General features: G+C 57.1%; 12 protein-coding genes. 4 read left to right on the top strand and 8 right to left on the bottom strand.

Features of this window, described 5'->3' with window-relative positions; translation table 11 throughout:
• The first annotated feature begins 261 nt into the window (after window positions 1-261).
• The 3 genes from lysC (at window position 262) to LRM19_RS19535 (ending at window position 2,972) form a co-directional block, all read left to right on the top strand.
• Window positions 262-1,611 (top strand): lysine-sensitive aspartokinase 3, encoded by a 1,350-nt coding sequence (gene lysC, locus LRM19_RS19525; RefSeq protein ID WP_008503421.1) that lies wholly within the window; start codon window positions 262-264, stop codon window positions 1,609-1,611.
• Window positions 1,612-1,704: 93 nt separating this feature from the next.
• Window positions 1,705-2,649 carry a ketopantoate/pantoate/pantothenate transporter PanS gene (panS, locus tag LRM19_RS19530; protein ID WP_271369659.1) on the top strand — a complete coding sequence of 315 codons (945 nt, stop codon included), beginning with the start codon at window positions 1,705-1,707 and terminating at the stop codon, window positions 2,647-2,649.
• A 50-nt stretch (window positions 2,650-2,699) separates the two neighbouring features.
• Window positions 2,700-2,972 carry a DUF3811 domain-containing protein gene (locus tag LRM19_RS19535; protein ID WP_023309994.1) on the top strand — a complete coding sequence of 91 codons (273 nt, stop codon included), beginning with the start codon at window positions 2,700-2,702 and terminating at the stop codon, window positions 2,970-2,972.
• Here the strand turns inward: LRM19_RS19535 and rluF are convergent, their stop codons facing one another.
• The 4 genes from rluF to metH form a co-directional block, all read right to left on the bottom strand.
• On the bottom strand, window positions 2,973-3,845 hold the full coding sequence (gene rluF, locus LRM19_RS19540) for a 23S rRNA pseudouridine(2604) synthase RluF (RefSeq protein WP_111965811.1): 873 nt from the start codon (window positions 3,843-3,845) through the stop codon (window positions 2,973-2,975).
• A 167-nt stretch (window positions 3,846-4,012) separates the two neighbouring features.
• A complete protein-coding gene (locus LRM19_RS19545) occupies window positions 4,013-4,216 on the bottom strand; it encodes a type II toxin-antitoxin system CcdA family antitoxin (protein ID WP_333781898.1) in 204 nt (67 codons plus the stop codon).
• A gap of 49 nt (window positions 4,217-4,265) precedes the next feature.
• Window positions 4,266-5,897 carry a Na/Pi cotransporter family protein gene (locus LRM19_RS19550; RefSeq protein ID WP_271369661.1) on the bottom strand — a complete coding sequence of 544 codons (1,632 nt, stop codon included), beginning with the start codon at window positions 5,895-5,897 and terminating at the stop codon, window positions 4,266-4,268.
• A 116-nt stretch (window positions 5,898-6,013) separates the two neighbouring features.
• Entirely contained in the window at window positions 6,014-9,697 is a 3,684-nt protein-coding gene (gene metH / locus LRM19_RS19555) for a methionine synthase (protein WP_271369662.1), read from the bottom strand.
• 193 nt (window positions 9,698-9,890) lie between these two features.
• On the opposite strand from metH, the gene iclR reads away from it, so the two are divergent.
• Window positions 9,891-10,718, top strand: a complete 828-nt coding sequence (gene iclR / locus LRM19_RS19560) for a glyoxylate bypass operon transcriptional repressor IclR (RefSeq protein ID WP_127729219.1) — start codon at window positions 9,891-9,893, stop codon at window positions 10,716-10,718.
• A gap of 37 nt (window positions 10,719-10,755) precedes the next feature.
• Here the strand turns inward: iclR and aceK are convergent, their stop codons facing one another.
• From aceK to metA, 4 genes are all read right to left on the bottom strand, one after another.
• A complete protein-coding gene (gene aceK / locus LRM19_RS19565; protein WP_271369663.1) occupies window positions 10,756-12,492 on the bottom strand; it encodes a bifunctional isocitrate dehydrogenase kinase/phosphatase in 1,737 nt (578 codons plus the stop codon).
• 51 nt (window positions 12,493-12,543) lie between these two features.
• Window positions 12,544-13,848 carry an isocitrate lyase gene (gene aceA / locus LRM19_RS19570; RefSeq protein ID WP_271369664.1) on the bottom strand — a complete coding sequence of 435 codons (1,305 nt, stop codon included), beginning with the start codon at window positions 13,846-13,848 and terminating at the stop codon, window positions 12,544-12,546.
• Window positions 13,849-13,879: 31 nt separating this feature from the next.
• Window positions 13,880-15,481 (bottom strand): malate synthase A, encoded by a 1,602-nt coding sequence (aceB, locus tag LRM19_RS19575; protein WP_271369665.1) that lies wholly within the window; start codon window positions 15,479-15,481, stop codon window positions 13,880-13,882.
• Between the two features lie 270 nt (window positions 15,482-15,751).
• Window positions 15,752-16,681 (bottom strand): homoserine O-acetyltransferase MetA, encoded by a 930-nt coding sequence (gene metA / locus LRM19_RS19580; RefSeq protein WP_008503405.1) that lies wholly within the window; start codon window positions 16,679-16,681, stop codon window positions 15,752-15,754.
• Window positions 16,682-16,881: the final 200 nt, after the last annotated feature.

The raw sequence follows: 16,881 nt of genomic DNA on the forward strand, positions 1-16,881 counted from the left end.
AAGACCCGAAAAGTATAGCTGCTGAAGCGCCCTCCCGGAGCGGATAAATGTCGGTCAAAATGCCCTAAAACGGAGCATAAAATCTGGCCCTGTTATAAGTCCTGTTTCTCAGGGGTACCCCCCCATAAAAAATCCGCATAATCCCAGCATTGACAGGACCTCCCCCGCATTTTATTTATAGGGCCGTATTTTGCGCCTGCACCTGTTTTCGTTTCACTCTTGTGCCAAGGTCGCTTATTCATTCCCTGACACGAGGTTGTTATGACGAGTTTTGTGGTCGCCAAATTTGGCGGCACCAGTGTGGCCGATTACGATGCCATGAACCGCAGCGCCGATGTGGTGCTGGCCGATCCGAATACCCGCCTGGTGGTGCTGTCTGCCTCCGCTGGCGTGACGAACCTGCTGGTTTCTCTGTCTGAAGGACTGGAAGCGACAGAACGTTTCGTGAAGCTGGATGCACTGCGCAAAATTCAGTTCGACATTCTTGAACGTCTGCAGAACCCTAACGTCATCCGCGAGGAAGTGGAACGTTTGCTGGAAAATATCACTACCCTGGCAGAAGCGGCTTCTCTGGCAACCTCCACCGCCCTGACCGACGAGCTGGTCAGCCACGGTGAGCTGATGTCCACCCTGCTGTTTGTTGAAATCATGCGCGAGCGTAACGTTCAGGCGCAGTGGTTTGACGTGCGCAAAATCATGCGTACCAGCGACCGCTTTGGCCGCGCCGAGCCGGACGTTGAGGCGCTGGCGGAACTGACCAATCAGCAGCTGGCCCCGCGTCTGGCAGACGGCATCGTGATCACCCAGGGCTTTATCGGCAGCGAAGCGAAAGGCCGCACCACCACGCTTGGCCGCGGCGGCAGCGACTACACCGCCGCGCTGCTGGGCGAAGCCCTGCATGCCACGCGCGTCGATATCTGGACTGACGTTCCGGGCATTTACACCACCGACCCGCGCGTCGTTTCCGCGGCGAAACGTATTGATGTGATCGCCTTTGAAGAAGCGGCGGAAATGGCCACCTTCGGCGCGAAAGTGCTTCACCCGGCCACGCTGCTGCCTGCCGTACGCAGCGATATCCCGGTCTTCGTCGGCTCCAGTAAAGATCCAAAAGCGGGCGGCACGCTGGTCTGCAAGAAAACGGAAAACCCGCCGCTGTTCCGCGCCCTGGCCCTGCGCCGTCGCCAGACGCTGGTCACCCTGCACAGTCACAATATGCTGCACTCCCGCGGTTTCCTGGCGGAAGTGTTTGGCATTCTGGCGCGCCACAACATCTCCGTGGATCTGATCACCACCTCGGAAGTGAGCATTGCGCTGACGCTGGACACCACCGGTTCAACCTCAACCGGTGATACCCTGCTGACGCAGTCGCTGCTGATTGAGCTGTCTGAGCTGTGCCGCGTGGAAGTGGAAGAAGACCTGGCGCTGGTTGCCATCATCGGCAACAAGCTGTCGCGCGCCTGCGGCGTGGGCAAAGAGGTATTTGGCGTGCTCGACCCGTTCAACATCCGCATGATTTGCTACGGTGCGTCCAGCTATAACCTCTGCTTCCTGGTGCCAGCCGATCAGGCCGAGCAGGTGGTGCAGAAACTTCATCAGAATTTGTTTGAATAAAATTCGTTAGCACGATAAACAATACCTATAAGCCGGGCACAGACCCGGCTTTTTTATAACTAAACAACACGACAATACTGCAAGGAATCCACTATGTTATCCGCTATTACGCGGCTGTTCCCGTTATGGGCGCTGCTGCTCTCCGTACTCGCGTATTACACGCCCACCACGTTCACCGGTATTGGTCCGTGGGTCACCACGCTGCTGATGCTGATCATGTTCGGTATGGGCGTGCATCTGAAAATCGACGACTTTAAACGCGTGCTCTCTCGCCCTGCGCCCGTCGCGGCAGGAATATTCCTCCACTACCTGGTGATGCCGCTCGCGGCGTGGCTGCTGGCGATGGCTTTTAAGATGCCGCCCGACCTCTCCGCCGGGATGGTGCTGGTGGGCAGCGTGGCCAGCGGCACGGCGTCCAACGTCATGATCTACCTCGCGAAAGGGGATGTGGCGCTCTCCGTCACTATCTCGTCCGTCTCCACGCTGGTGGGCGTGATTGCCACGCCGCTGTTAACCCGCCTGTACGTGGATGCGCATATTCAGGTGGACGTGATGGGGATGCTGCTGAGCATTCTGCAAATCGTGGTGATCCCGATTGCGCTTGGGCTGGTCATTCACCACCTGTTCCCTCGCGTGGTGAAGGCCGTTGAGCCGTATCTGCCCGCGTTTTCGATGATCTGCATTCTGGCCATCATCAGCGCCGTGGTGGCGGGCTCCGCCTCGCACATTGCTTCCGTAGGCTTTGTGGTGATCGTCGCGGTTGTGCTGCATAACACCATCGGCCTGCTGAGCGGCTACTGGGGCGGGAAACTGTTTGGCTTCGACGAATCGACCTGCCGCACGCTGGCAATCGAGGTAGGGATGCAGAACTCCGGCCTGGCGGCGGCGCTCGGTAAAATCTACTTCTCGCCGCTGGCGGCCCTGCCGGGTGCGCTGTTCTCCGTCTGGCACAATCTCTCCGGCTCTCTGCTGGCGGGCTACTGGTCCGGCAAACCGATTGATGAACAAACGAAAAAAGTTGCGGTGAAGCAGGGTTAATTTACGCTGCTTGCTTTACACTGAAGCCTCCACATCAGGAGGCTTCAGCAATGGCTACACCACGTTTGACCCAGAAAGACATGACGGAAGCCGAGCAGCGCGAGCTGAAAACGCTTCTCGACCGCGCTCGTATCGCACATGGCCGCACGCTGACGAACGCCGAAACCAATCAGGTGAAAAAAGAGTACATCGATAAGCTGATGGCGCAACGTGACGCCGCGGCGAAAAAGGCTCGCAAGCTGAAAAAAGAGCAGGCTTATAAACCTGATGCAGAAGCGACCTTTTCCTGGTCCGCCACCACATCAACCCGTGGAAGGCGCTAATCAGCGCCCTTTCTTTTTACGCCCCGGCTGGGTAAAGCGTTTTCCGTTGCCCGGCTTGCCTCGCCCTTTCTCTTCCGCCTGCGGCGCCTTCACGACCGGGCGCTTAATCGCCTGAGCTTTCGGTTTTGCTTTGGCCTTCGGCTTCGCTTCGGACGAGGAGTTCTCGATAAGCTTGAACAGCTCGATCAGCTCGTCGTCCGTTAAATCGCGCCACTCACCCAGCGGGATGCCGGACAGGCTGACGTTCATGATGCGCGTGCGCTCAAGCTTCGTCACTTCATAACCGAAATACTCGCACATGCGGCGGATCTGGCGGTTTAAGCCCTGCACCAGGGTAATGCGGAACGCGAACGGCGCTTCTTTCTTCACCTTACACTTTTTCGTGACGGTACCGAGGATCGGCACACCGGCGCCCATGCCGCGAATAAAGTCGTCCGTGACCGGTTTATTCACCGTCACAATGTACTCTTTTTCGTGATCGTTACCGGCACGCAGGATCTTGTTGACCAGATCGCCGTGGTTGGTGAGGAAAATCAGCCCCTGAGAGTCTTTATCCAGACGGCCAATCGGGAAGATACGGCTGCTGTGGTTCACGAAATCAACGATGTTGTCCCGCTCGCCGTCTTCTGTGGTGCTGACAATCCCAACCGGTTTGTTCAACGCGATAAACACCAGGTCTTCAGCATCACGCGGTTCGATGACCTGACCATTCACTTTAACCACATCGCCAGGGACCACCTGGTCGCCGATGGTGGCGCGTTTGCCGTTAAGAAACACGTTACCTTGTTCAATGTAACGGTCAGCCTCGCGACGTGAGCAGATTCCGCTCTCGCTAATGTATTTGTTTAATCGGGTTGATTGAGTTGGCAGCATAGTTTCTCCTGTGAAGGGCGAAATATACCTTACCTTGCGGCTGACAAAAAAGTGTTAGTAACCGTTGATCAAAAAATCGAGTGCATCCCGCAATGAAGCACTGTTTTGCGTAAGATCGGCGACACGCTCGCCTAACTCTTTTGGCGATATGCCTGCCTATTGATCCATCAGAACGACCTCTGAAAGTTACTAAAGGAGCCGTTTTCATCAACCCACTGGTTAATGGCCTCGATAGAAACTTTATTTTCTGCTAACCACTCTGCGCGCTGATGCGCACGAAACTGCTCCTGCAGTGCAGCCATGAGTAGTGCGCATGAGCCTCCCATCGGAATGCGCATGAATTGGCGAAGTGTAGTGTGTAAATGGCGCATGATAAGGTGTCACGCCTCGCAAAAAAGTTTTGCGAGGCGCTTTCAGAGATTAATACTCATCCCGCTCGTCATCTTCATCCGGCTGTTCCATCACGCTGTAGGCCACCGCGCAGAACAACGAGTTGAGACGCTTCATATCCCCCAGCAGCCCCAGATGAAGCGAGCTGGTTTCGATGCTCTGCACGTTCTGCTGGTGAAGACGCTCAACGTGGGCGTGCGAATAGCGGCGGTTCAGGATACGGAAACGATGCTTGTTGCGGCGCAGGCGGCGCGCGCTCGGCACGTCGCTGGAAAAGAAGACCAGCATCGCCAGCTTGAGGTTGCTGACCAGCTGTTCGTGCAGCGCTTCAAGCTCTTTTAAGCCTTCAACGGAGAACGCCCGGCGTGCGGCCAGCGATTTATCGGCTATCTCGCTGCCCATGCGCTCAACAATATCGGAGGCCTGCTCAAGGTTAAGCGACATCTCAATGATTTCCGCCCAGCGGCGGGACTCCTCTTCCGCCAGTTCGTCCTGCGGCATGCGCGCCAGGTAAAGCTTAATGGCGGTATAGAGCACGTTGATATCGTCCGCCAGTCTGCGCAGCTCTTTCTCCTCTCGCGGCTCGCCGTGCATCACCTTTTGCAGGCCTTCGAGCATGGTTTCCATCGCGTCGCCCATGCGCAGCGTCTCGCGCGCGGCATTCGCCAGCGCCAGTGCCGGGGTATCCAGCGCGGACGTATCCAGGTGCTTCGGCTTCAGGCGCGCATCCAGCTCCGGTTCATCCTGAATGAGACGTTCGCAGAAGCGGGCCATCGGCCCGGCAAAAGGCACCATCGCCAGGCAGCGCACCAGGTTGTAGAACACGTGGAAGTAGATCACCAGCTCCGCCTTCGGCAGCGGGAGGTTGTCCATCAGGTTCGCCAGCGGATGGATAAGGGGCAGGATAATCAGGCTGCCCACCAGCTTAAACAGCAGGCTACCGAGCGCCACGCGGCGGGCGGCAGCGTTGGCCGCGCTGTTATTGAGCATCGCCAGCAGGCCAGAGCCGAGGTTGGCACCTATCACCAGACACAGCGCCACCGGGAAGGAGATCGCCCCGGCGGCGGTAAGCGTGGCCGTCAGCAGCACGGCGGCCAGGCTGGAGTAGCTGACGATGGCAAACACCGCGCCAATCAGCGCGTCGAGCATGATGTCCCCGGTCAGGGAAGCGAAGATGACCTGAACGCCGTTGGCCTCGGTAATAGGGGTGACCGCCTGCACAATCAGCTCCAGCGCCAGCAGAATCAGCCCCAGGCCAATGCCCACGCGTCCAAGCTGGCCGGCGCGCGTCTGTTTGCGGCCGAGGAAGAAGATGACGCCGACAAAAATCAGCAGCGGCGACAGCCAGGAGAGATCGAAGGTCAGGATACGCGCCATCAGCGCGGTCCCCACGTCGGCCCCCAGCACAATGACCAGCGCCGGAGCCAGCGCCACCAGATCCTGCGCCACAAAGGAGGTGACAAGCAGGGTTGTGGCGTTACTGCTCTGCACCAGTGCCGTTACGCCAATACCCGCGCAGAAGGCGAGCGGCTTCTTCTCAACGCTGCTGCTGAGAACGGTACGCAAGCGCGCGCCAAAGACGCGCATCACGCCGGTACGAACGATATGGGTGCCCCATACGAGCAGTGCGACTGCAGAAAGCAGGTGTAACAAGGTCAGCACGAAAGGTTTTCCTCCTTATCGTTATTCGTTTTCCATAGGTTCAGTATAAGGGTTTAAGCGTAAGAAAGAGACAAGGCACCCTTGAGGTGCCCTGTTTGTTGTAAGGAAAAGTGACGTTAGTCTGCGTCGTAGCCTAAATTCGGTGCCAGCCAGCGCTCGACTTCTGATACGCTCATGCCTTTGCGCAGGGCGTAATCTTCAATCTGATCGCGCTGCAGCTGCGCCACGGCAAAGTACTTGCTGTCCGGGTGGCTGAAGTACCAGCCGGAGACGGACGCACCCGGCCACATGGCGAACGACTCGGTGAGCTTCATTCCGGTATGGGCTTCGACGTCCAGCAGTTGCCAGATAGTGCCCTTTTCGGTGTGTTCCGGACAGGCCGGATATCCCGGTGCCGGACGAATACCCTGGTAGTTTTCGCGGATCAGTTCCTCGTTGCTGAGGTTTTCATTCGCCGCGTAGCCCCAGTGCACCTTGCGCACGCGCTCGTGCAGGTACTCGGCGAAGGCTTCCGCCAGGCGGTCGGCTATCGCTTTCACCATGATTTTATTGTAATCGTCGTGCTGCGCTTCGTACGCGTCCGCCAGCGCATCTTCTTCCAGACCGCCGGTTACCGCAAAGGCGCCGATATAGTCGGCTTTTCCGCTCAGCTTCGGCGCGACAAAATCGGCCAGGCAGTAGTTGGCAAAGCCCACTTTCTCGGTTTGCTGACGCAGATGGCGGCTGACCGCCAGCACGTGGGTGCGGGTTTCATCGCGATAAATTTCGATGTCGTCTCCCACGCGGTTGGCCGGGAACAGCCCCACCACGCCGCGCGGATTGAGGGTTTTCTCAGCACTCAGCGTGTCGAGCATATCGTTGGCATCTTTAAACAGGCGTTTCGCTTCTTCACCTACGACCTCATCTTCCAGGATGCGCGGATATTTGCCCGCCAGCGACCAGGTCATAAAGAACGGCGTCCAGTCGATGTAGTTGCGCAGCGTTTCTATGCTGGCGCTGACCTCCTGAACGCCCAGCCGATGCGCGACCGGCGGCGTATAGCTCGACCAGTCAAAAGCCAGATCGTTATCGCGCGCCGCCTGGAGTGAAACTGGCGGGGTGCGCGGTTTCTTGCGCCCGTGCTGGATGCGAACGGTTTCGTACTCTTTGCGGGTGCGCTCAACAAACTCGTCGCGCTGGGTGTCAGAGAGCAGCGCGGAGACCACGCCCACCGTGCGCGAGGCGTTCTGAACGTAGACCGTCGGCCCGCTGTAGTTCTGCTCGATTTTCACCGCCGTGTGCGCTTTGGAGGTGGTCGCGCCGCCAATCAGCAGAGGAATGGTGAAGCCCTGGCGCTCCATCTCCTTCGCCACGTTAACCATTTCGTCCAGCGACGGGGTGATCAGCCCGGAGAGGCCAATCAGATCGGCGTTCACTTCGCGCGCGGTCTTGAGGATTTTATCCGCCGGGACCATAACGCCAAGGTCGATAATCTCGTAGTTATTGCACTGCAGCACCACGCCGACGATATTCTTGCCGATGTCGTGCACGTCGCCCTTGACGGTGGCAATGATCATTTTGCCGTTGCTGGAGCCTTTCTCTTTGCTGGCCTCGATAAACGGCTCCAGGTACGCCACGGCCTGCTTCATCACTCGGGCGGATTTCACCACCTGCGGCAGGAACATTTTGCCCTCACCGAACAGATCGCCCACCACGTTCATGCCGTCCATCAGCGGCCCTTCGATCACCTCGATCGGGCGGGCTGACTGCTGACGCGCCTCTTCGGTATCCTGCTCGATAAACTCGGTGATGCCTTTTACCAGCGAATATTCCAGACGCTTTTTCACGTCCCAGGCGCGCCACTCGGCCTGCTGAACGTTGGCCGATTCATCCGATTTGCTGCCGCGGTATTTTTCCGCCAGGTCCAGCATGCGCTCGGTGGCGTCGTCGCGACGGTTAAGGATCACGTCTTCTACCGCGTCGCGCAGCTCTGCGGGCAGGTCGTCGTAAATCGCCAGCTGGCCGGCGTTGACGATCCCCATGTCCATCCCGTTGCGGATGGCGTAGTAGAGGAACACGGCGTGGATCGCTTCGCGCACCGGGTCGTTACCGCGGAACGAGAACGACACGTTCGACACGCCGCCGGAGATCAGCGCATGCGGCAGCTCGCGCTTAATGTCCTCGCACGCGCCGATAAAGTCCTGGGCGTAGTTATTGTGCTCTTCGATACCGGTCGCCACGGCGAAGATGTTCGGGTCAAAGATGATGTCTTCCGGCGGGAAGCCCACCTCTTCGGTCAGTATTTTGTACGCGCGGCGGCAAATCTCAATTTTACGCGCGCGGGTATCGGCCTGGCCCACTTCGTCAAAGGCCATCACCACCACGGCGGCACCGTAGCGGCGCACCATTTTCGCGTGGTGGATAAAGATCTCCACGCCCTCTTTCATCGAGATGGAGTTGACGATGCCTTTACCCTGAATGCACTTCAGCCCCTTCTCGATCACGTCCCATTTGGAGGAGTCGATCATGATCGGCACGCGGGCGATGTCCGGCTCACCGGCAATCAGGTTGAGGAAACGCACCATCGCCGCTTCGGCGTCGAGCATCCCCTCATCCATGTTGATATCGATAATCTGCGCGCCGCTTTCCACCTGCTGACGGGCAACATCCAGCGCTTCGCTGTACTTCTCCTCTTTGATCAGGCGTTTGAACTTGGCGGAACCGGTAACGTTCGTACGCTCGCCCACGTTCACAAACAGGCTGTCTTCGCCGATGGTCAACGGCTCAAGGCCGGAGAGACGACAGGCAACCGGAAGCTCGGGCAGCTTGCGCGGCGGCAGCCCGGCCACGGCGTTGCTCATAGCAGCGATATGTTCAGGCGTGGTGCCGCAGCAGCCGCCGACGATGTTCAGAAATCCAGACTCGGCCCACTCGCGGATTTGCGCCGCCATGGTATCGGCATCAAGATCGTATTCGCCGAAGGCGTTCGGCAGACCGGCGTTCGGGTGCGCGGTGACGTAGCATTCCGCAATACGCGAAAGCTCCTGCACGTACTGGCGCAGTTCATCTGGACCCAGCGCGCAGTTCAGGCCGAAGGAGAGCGCGTCGGCGTGGCGCAGGGAATTATAAAACGCTTCGGTGGTCTGGCCGGACAGGGTACGGCCGGAGGCATCGGTGATGGTTCCGGAAATCATGATCGGCAGGTCAACGCCCAGCGCCTCGAACTCCTCTTTTACCGCGTAAATCGCGGCCTTGGCGTTGAGGGTGTCGAATACCGTTTCAATCAGGATCAGATCGGAACCGCCTTCCACCAGCGCTTTGGTCGATTCACGGTAGGCAGCAACCAGCTGGTCAAAGGTGATATTACGAAACGCCGGGTCATTGACGTCCGGTGAAATCGACGCGGTGCGGTTGGTTGGGCCAAGCACTCCGGCAACGTAGCGCGGTTTATCCGGCGTGCGGGCCGTCCACTCGTCGGCGCAGGCGCGCGCCAGCTTCGCGGCTTCCAGGTTGATTTCCGCCGACAGGGATTCCATCTGGTAATCCGCCATGGCGATGGTTGTCGAGTTAAAGGTGTTGGTTTCAACGATATCCGCACCCGCTTCGAAGTAGGCGTTGTGGATATCTTTAATCACGGACGGCTTGCTGAGCACCAGCAGGTCGTTGTTCCCTTTCAGGTCGCAGGGCCAGTCGGCAAAGCGTTCGCCGCGGAAATCATCTTCACTCAGACGATACCCCTGGATCATGGTGCCCATGCCGCCGTCCAGCACCAGAATTCGTTCATTTAACTGCGCACGCAGTTGCTCTACTTTGCTGCTCACACTTGCTCCCGACAACGCTCAACAAGGCCAAAAGGCTGCGTTCCATACTGGCACAATCTCGCAGGGCGGAAAAGTCGCTCAGCGGTAACATGAGACATGTTCACCATCACTCCTCCGATCAGTCAGGATAACGGTTGCAAATTCACCAAATAAAACGAAAATGATTTCCACGATACAGAAAAAGGAGATCGTCATGGTCGCGACCGTTCCCGCTAAACGCGGCAGAAAACCTGCTGCTGCCACCACCGCACAACAGGGCGGACAGGTTCAATCGCTCACGCGCGGTTTGAAGCTGCTGGAGTGGATAGCCGAGTCGCACAGCAGCGTGGCCCTTACGGAGCTTGCCCAGCAGGCTGGCCTGCCGAACTCCACGACGCACCGTCTTCTGACCACCATGCAGCAGCTGGGCTTTGTCCGCCAGGTGGGCGAGCTGGGGCACTGGGCGGTGGGCGCGCATGCATTTATCGTTGGCAGCAGCTTCCTGCAGAGCCGCAACCTGCTGGCGATTGTTCACCCGATTCTGCGCAAGCTGATGGAGGACTCCGGCGAGACCGTAAACCTGGCGGTGCTGGACCAGAGCGACCATCAGGCGATTATCATCGACCAGGTGCAGTGCACGCAGCTGATGCGCATGTCCGCGCCGATTGGCGGCAAGCTGCCGATGCACGCCTCCGGCGCGGGAAAGGCATTTCTCTCGCAGCTGAGCGAAGAGCAGGTGACGGGCCTGCTGCACCGTAAAGGGCTACACGCCTATACCCACGCCACCCTGGTCTCGCCCGTGCATTTAAAAGAAGATCTTGCTCTGACCCGCAAGCGCGGCTATTCGTTTGATGATGAAGAACATGCTCTGGGCCTGCGCTGTATCGCAGCCTGTATCTTTGACGAGCACCGCGAGCCGTTTGCCGCCATCTCCATCTCCGGACCGATTTCGCGCATGACCGATGACCGGGTTACCGAGCTGGGCGCGCTGGTAATTAAGGCGGCGAAAGAGGTGACGCTGGCGTACGGTGGGATTCGTTAAGCATGCATTGCCGGGTGGCGGCTTCGCCATACCCGGCCTACATGATGCCCTCTGAAAACCTGATGCAAAACCGCTGCTTGCGGCGGTATGCATACACATCTTCGACATGCCCATTTTTGATCCGCGTTTGCAGTCCGCGCCAGTAGCTGGCGCGAAACAGATCGGCATGCATCTCTTCGAATAGCGGCCCGATGCGCGGGTCGGCGCACAGCCAGTGGCGAAACTCTTCGGGAAAAACATCGCCCGGCGAGACGCTGTACCACGGCTCGCTGGAAAGCTCATCTTCCGGGTAGCGGGGCGGTGGGATATCGCGGAAATTCACTTCAGTCATGTAGCAAATTTCGTCGTAATCGTAGAACACCACCCGCCCGTGACGGGTAACGCCGAAGTTTTTGAACAGCATATCGCCCGGGAAGATATTGGCGGCGGCAAGCTGGCGAATCGCGTTGCCGTACTCTTCAATCGCATCTCTTAAAGCCTGACCTTCGGACTGCTCCAGCCAGATATTCAGCGGCACCATGCGGCGTTCAATATAGAGATGGCTAATCACGATTTTATCACCCAGATCGGTGATTTTCGCGGGCGCTTCCTGCAGTAAAAGTGCCATGAGTGCCGGATCGATCTGCTGCTTATCCAGCACAAAGTTTTCGAATTCCTGAGTATCCGCCATGCGCCCGACGCGGTCGTGCTCCTTAACCAGCTGGTAGCAGGCGCGGACGTGCGCGGCGGTCATCTCTTTCTGCGGCGCGAATCTGTCCTTAATCACCTTAAAGACCCGGTCAAAGCCCGGCAGCGTAAACACCAGCATCACCATGCCGCGAATGCCGGGCGCTTCGATAAACTGCTCATCAGCGGTAGTGACATAACGCAGGTATTCCCGGTAGCTTTCCGTTTTGGCATGCTTCTGGCAACCAATGGCCATATACAGCTCGGCTGTGGTTTTACCCGGCAGGATCTCGCGCAGCCACTCCACCAGCGCGGCGGGCAGCGGAGCGTACACCATAAAATAGGAGCGTGCGAAGCCAAACACGATGCTGGCCTCGGCGCCGGTGGTCAGGCAGGTATCGACAAACAGTTCCCCGTCGTCAGTACGGTGAATGGGCAGCAGAAACGGCACGATGGCCGTAGGGGTAACCAGTTTACCCACCAGCCAGGCGGCTTTATTGCGGTAGAAAAGCTCGTTGGCAACCTGCAAATGGCTGTGGCTGAGCAACTCCGCGCCGAAGGTTTCGTTGAGATGCGCGTGGATATAACCAATATCCCGGGTTTTATTCTCCCAGGGCAGGCGCAGCGGCAAATCCGTTAGCACGCGGTGCAGGAGCTTTTCCCATCCGCGATCGGGAAAGAAATCTTTCGCCAGCGGACGCGGAATGGTACGAAAGCGCCGCTCGGGCTGGGAGCTGAAGATAAATAACCGCTCAGGAGATAATGAGCGGTGGTCAAATAATCGGCAATAGACGGAGTTGAAAAAGCTCTCCGCAATCTCGAAGCGCGGGTAGTCGGGTAACAGATGGGTGTAGTGCTCCTTCACGCGCAGTAAAAATTCCGCGTCCGGACTTTTACCGTCGGTAATACAGCGCAGCTGCTCCACCACCAGACCCACGTGGTGATCGTAGAGATGGATACGCTGCTTCATGGCCTGCTGAACCGCATGCCAGTCTGCGTGTTCGAAGCGCTGCTGCGCACCGGAGGTCACTTCAAGAAAACGACCATACTGGGCATCGAAGCCCTGCAAAATAGTTTGGGCAATCAGTAATTCCAGGCCACGCGACATATATTCCCCCTCACCACCAGCCCTCTCCCCAGGGGGGAGAGGGGGAAAAGATTAGAACTGTGCTTCTTCCGTTGAACCCGTCAAGGCGGTGACGGAGGAGGTGCCGCCCTGAATAATCGTGGTCACATTATCAAAGTAGCCGGTGCCCACTTCCTGCTGGTGAGAGACGAAGGTGTAGCCATCTTTGCCCGCCGCAAATTCCGGCTGCTGCACCTTCTCAACGTAGTGCTTCATGCCCTCACCCTGCGCATAGGCGTGCGCCAGGTCGAACATGTTGAACCACATGCTGTGGATGCCTGCCAGAGTAATGAACTGGTATTTGTAGCCCATGTCGGACAGCTGCTGCTGGAAGCTGGCGATCGTTTTGTCATCCAGCTTTTTCTGCCAGTTGAAGGACGGCGAGCAGTTGTAGGCCAGCAGTTTGCCCGGGTACTTCGCATGAATGGCATCAGCAAAGCGTTTTGCCAGCGCCAGATCCGGCGTGGACGTTTCACACCAGACCAGATCCGCGTACGGCGCGTACGCCAGACCGCGGCTGATCGCCTGCTCGATACCCGCGTGGGTACGATAGAAACCTTCACTGGTACGCTCGCCGGTGATGAACTCGCTGTCGTACGGATCGCAGTCAGAGGTGATCAGGTCAGCCGCGTCCGCATCGGTACGGGCAATGACCAGCGTCGGCACGCCGAGCACGTCAGCAGCCAGACGTGCGGCAACCAGCTTCTGAACCGCTTCCTGTGTGGGAACCAGCACCTTACCGCCCATATGTCCGCACTTCTTCACTGACGCCAGCTGGTCTTCGAAGTGAACGGCCGCTGCACCGGCCTCAATCATCGATTTCATCAGCTCGAAGGCGTTCAGCACGCCGCCGAAGCCCGCTTCCGCATCCGCAACGATCGGCAGGAAGTAGTCAATAAAGCGCGGATCGCCAGGTTCGATACCGGCAGCCCACTGGATCTGATCCGCACGGCGGAAGGTGTTGTTGATCCGATCCACAACCGCCGGCACGGAGTTTGCCGGATAGAGCGACTGATCCGGATACATGCTGGAGGCCAGGTTGGCGTCCGCCGCGACCTGCCAGCCGGAGAGGTAAATAGCCTCAATACCCGCCTTCGCCTGCTGCAGGGCCTGACCGCCGGTCAGCGCACCGAGGCTGTTGATGTAGCCTTTTTTGGAACCGCCGTGCAGCAGTTTCCACATTTTCGCCGCGCCATTTTGCGCCAGCGTGCATTCCGGATTGACCGAGCCGCGTAATTTCACCACTTCCTCAGCGCTGTAAGGACGGCGGATGCCTTCCCAGCGAGGTTGTGTCCACTCTTTCTTCAATTCTTCGATTTGTTGGGTACGGGTTTTCATGTGCAGATGCTCCATATTGTTATGTGGTGGATTACGCCAGGAAGCGGTAGCCCGGCAGGGTCAGGAAGTCGATTAAGTCATCTGATGTGGTGATTTGCTCCATCAGGCGCGCGGCGTCGTCAAAGCGTCCGCTGCTGAAGCGGTGTTCGCCCAGCTCGTCCTGGATCACGCGCATCTCTTCGGCCAGCATCTGGCGGAACAGGGATTTGGTCACCGGCTTGCCGTTGCTGAGCGTTTTTTGATGGTGGATCCACTGCCAGATAGAGGTTCGTGAGATCTCCGCCGTCGCGGCATCTTCCATCAGGCCGTAGATCGGTACGCAGCCGTTGCCGGAGATCCACGCTTCGATGTACTGCACCGCGACGCGAATATTGGCCCGCATCCCCTCTTCCGTCCGTTCGCCTGCACACGGAGCCAGCAGCTGTTCTTCAGCCGTTGGGGCATCGTCTTCACGCGTGACAAACAGCTGGTTTTTGTTGTCGCCAAGCACGCGGTTGAAGACCTCCATTGCCGTATCGGCCAGGCCGGGATGGGCAATCCACGTGCCGTCGTGACCGTTACGGGCTTCAAGCTCTTTATCGGCTTTCACCTTGTTGAGCACCTGATTGTTGCGCTCTGCGTCTTTGCTCGGGATAAAAGCCGCCATGCCGCCCATCGCAAAGGCGCCGCGCTTGTGGCAGGTTTTGATCAGCAGACGCGAGTAGGCGCTCAGGAACGGTTTATCCATGGTCACGACCTGGCGATCCGGCAGTACGCGATCGGGATAGTTTTTCAGGGTTTTGATGTAGCTGAAAATATAGTCCCAGCGTCCGCAGTTCAGACCGACAATGTGGTCACGCAGGACGTGCAGAATTTCATTCATCTGGAATACGGCAGGCAGCGTTTCAATCAGCAGCGTGGCTTTGATGGTGCCGCGCGGCAGGTTGAAACGATCTTCCGCGTAGCTGAAGACCTCGCTCCACCAGGCTGCTTCCTGCCAGGCCTGCGTTTTAGGCAGATAGAAATACGGGCCGCTGCCCTTCGCCAGCAGGGCTTTGTAGTTGTGGAAGAAATAAAGCGCGAAATCAAACAGGCTGCCCGGAATGGCTTCCCCACGCCAGGTGACATGTTTTTCAGGCAGGTGCAGGCCGCGTACGCGACAGATCAGCACCGCCGGGTTCGGTTTGAGCTGGTAAATTTTACCGGCTTCGTTGGTATAGCTGATGGTGCCGTTCACGGCGTCGCGCAGGTTGATCTGCCCCTCGATGACCTTACGCCAGTCCGGCGCCAGGGAATCTTCAAAATCGGCCATGAAGACCTTAACGTTCGCGTTCATGGCGTTGATCACCATTTTTCGCTCTACCGGACCGGTGATCTCAACGCGACGATCCTGTAAATCTTCAGGGATGCCGCGGATTTTCCACTCGCCACGGCGAATGGAAGCGGTTTCCGAAATAAAACCAGGCAACTTGCCGTTATCAATTTCCTGCTGCTGATGAATGCGTGCTGCCAGCAGCTTATTACGCTGCGGCGTAAAGCGGGTCACCAGTTCAGTCAGAAATTCTACCGCTTCTGCCGTCAATACCTGCTGTTCTTGCTCACCATACGGCTGGGTAAAGGCCAGTTCATCGACCGTCGTTGCCTGTTGAGTCATTACTCTGCTCCTCATCAAAGATCCAAAATCACGCTCCCGATGCGAACGAAAGATCGTTGGGTAGTTTTCGCTCAGCAGAATTAAGACTATCTCCATTTCTTCTAAAATCAAAAACAATTTCCATTTTAATTATAAATAGCAATTAATTTATTGATTTTATTAAGATTAAAGTTTTACAGAATGGTGAGTTATATTTCGGAAATAAAAAAGGCACCCGAAGGTGCCTGATTTGAATAGCTGAAACGCTTTAGGATCGTTTAGTGCAGACGATTACTCCAGCGTTGGATTCATGTGACGCAGATCGTATGGTGTGATCTGGTAGACGTAATAGTTGAGCCAGTTAGTAAAAAGCAAATTCCCGTGGCTGCGCCAGGTCGCTCTCGGTTTGTTTTGTGGATCGTCTTTCGGGAAATAGTTGTACGGGACATCCGGGTTAAGACCCGCTTCGACATCACGGAAATACTCTGACGCAAGGGTGTGCGGATCGTATTCAGGATGTCCGGTCACAAAGGCAATGCGCTTATCTTTACTGGCAAACAGGTAAGCGTCCCCATCTTCCGTTTCGGCCAGGATCTCCAGATCGGTGTAATCACGAATCAGCTGGGCCGGGAAATCGGCGTAGCGAGAATGCGGGGCCAGGAAAGAATCATCGAAACCACGCGTCAGCAACGCATGTGGATGGAGAATGTGGTGTTCGTATACGCCGGAGAGCTTTTCAGTGCGGGTTTGCTTGGGGATGCCATAAAGAATATTCAGTGCGGCTTGTACCGCCCAACAGACAAACAGCGTGGACGTGACGTGATCTTTTGCCCACTCCAGAACCTGTTTGATCTGCGGCCAGTAAGCGACATCGTTAAATTCCACCAGGCCCAGCGGCGCGCCGGTCACAATCAGTCCGTCGAAATTTTCACCCTGAATGTCATCGAAGTTACAGTAGAAGTTGTTCAGATGCTCGGAAGGCGTGTTACGTGACTCACGGGCATCGATTCGCAGCAGCTGAATATCGACCTGCAGCGGGGAGTTCGACAGAAGACGCAGGAACTGGTTCTCTGTTTCGATCTTTTTTGGCATCAGATTGAGAATAAGCACCTTCAGCGGGCGAATTTCCTGACCTGTCGCACGTGAAGTCGTCATGACAAAGACATTTTCTTCACGCAAGAAATTGACGGCTGGTAGCTCGTCCTGCACCCGAATCGGCATAGCTTTATATCCTCACAGCATACGTATAAACGTTTAGACATCCAGATAGCTAACGATACCCAGAAACGGTTTGAATGTCGAGTCTGCAAGCGGAAGGTGAGAAAGTTTCAAGGAGAGAATGGTACGGTTTGATGCCCCTCGCCCCGTCTCTCTCCCGCAGGGAGAGGGTGAAAAACAAAAGCAAAAAACCCCGCACCTTT

This window comes from Enterobacter sp. PI-10, assembly GCF_027947695.1.
GTDB lineage: Bacteria > Pseudomonadota > Gammaproteobacteria > Enterobacterales > Enterobacteriaceae > Enterobacter > Enterobacter vonholyi.

Excerpts from the sequence above, each read along its gene's own strand:
- aceB (WP_271369665.1), bottom strand. The coding sequence starts at position 15,481 with ATGACTCAACAGGCAACGACGGTCGATGAACTGGCCTTTACCCAGCCG.
- panS (WP_271369659.1), top strand. The coding sequence starts at position 1,705 with ATGTTATCCGCTATTACGCGGCTGTTCCCGTTATGGGCGCTGCTGCTC.
- lysC (WP_008503421.1), top strand. The coding sequence starts at position 262 with ATGACGAGTTTTGTGGTCGCCAAATTTGGCGGCACCAGTGTGGCCGAT.
- aceA (WP_271369664.1), bottom strand. The coding sequence starts at position 13,848 with ATGAAAACCCGTACCCAACAAATCGAAGAATTGAAGAAAGAGTGGACA.
- LRM19_RS19545 (WP_333781898.1), bottom strand. The coding sequence starts at position 4,216 with ATGCGCCATTTACACACTACACTTCGCCAATTCATGCGCATTCCGATG.
- LRM19_RS19535 (WP_023309994.1), top strand. The coding sequence starts at position 2,700 with ATGGCTACACCACGTTTGACCCAGAAAGACATGACGGAAGCCGAGCAG.
- metA (WP_008503405.1), bottom strand. The coding sequence starts at position 16,681 with ATGCCGATTCGGGTGCAGGACGAGCTACCAGCCGTCAATTTCTTGCGT.
- rluF (WP_111965811.1), bottom strand. The coding sequence starts at position 3,845 with ATGCTGCCAACTCAATCAACCCGATTAAACAAATACATTAGCGAGAGC.
- iclR (WP_127729219.1), top strand. The coding sequence starts at position 9,891 with ATGGTCGCGACCGTTCCCGCTAAACGCGGCAGAAAACCTGCTGCTGCC.
- aceK (WP_271369663.1), bottom strand. The coding sequence starts at position 12,492 with ATGTCGCGTGGCCTGGAATTACTGATTGCCCAAACTATTTTGCAGGGC.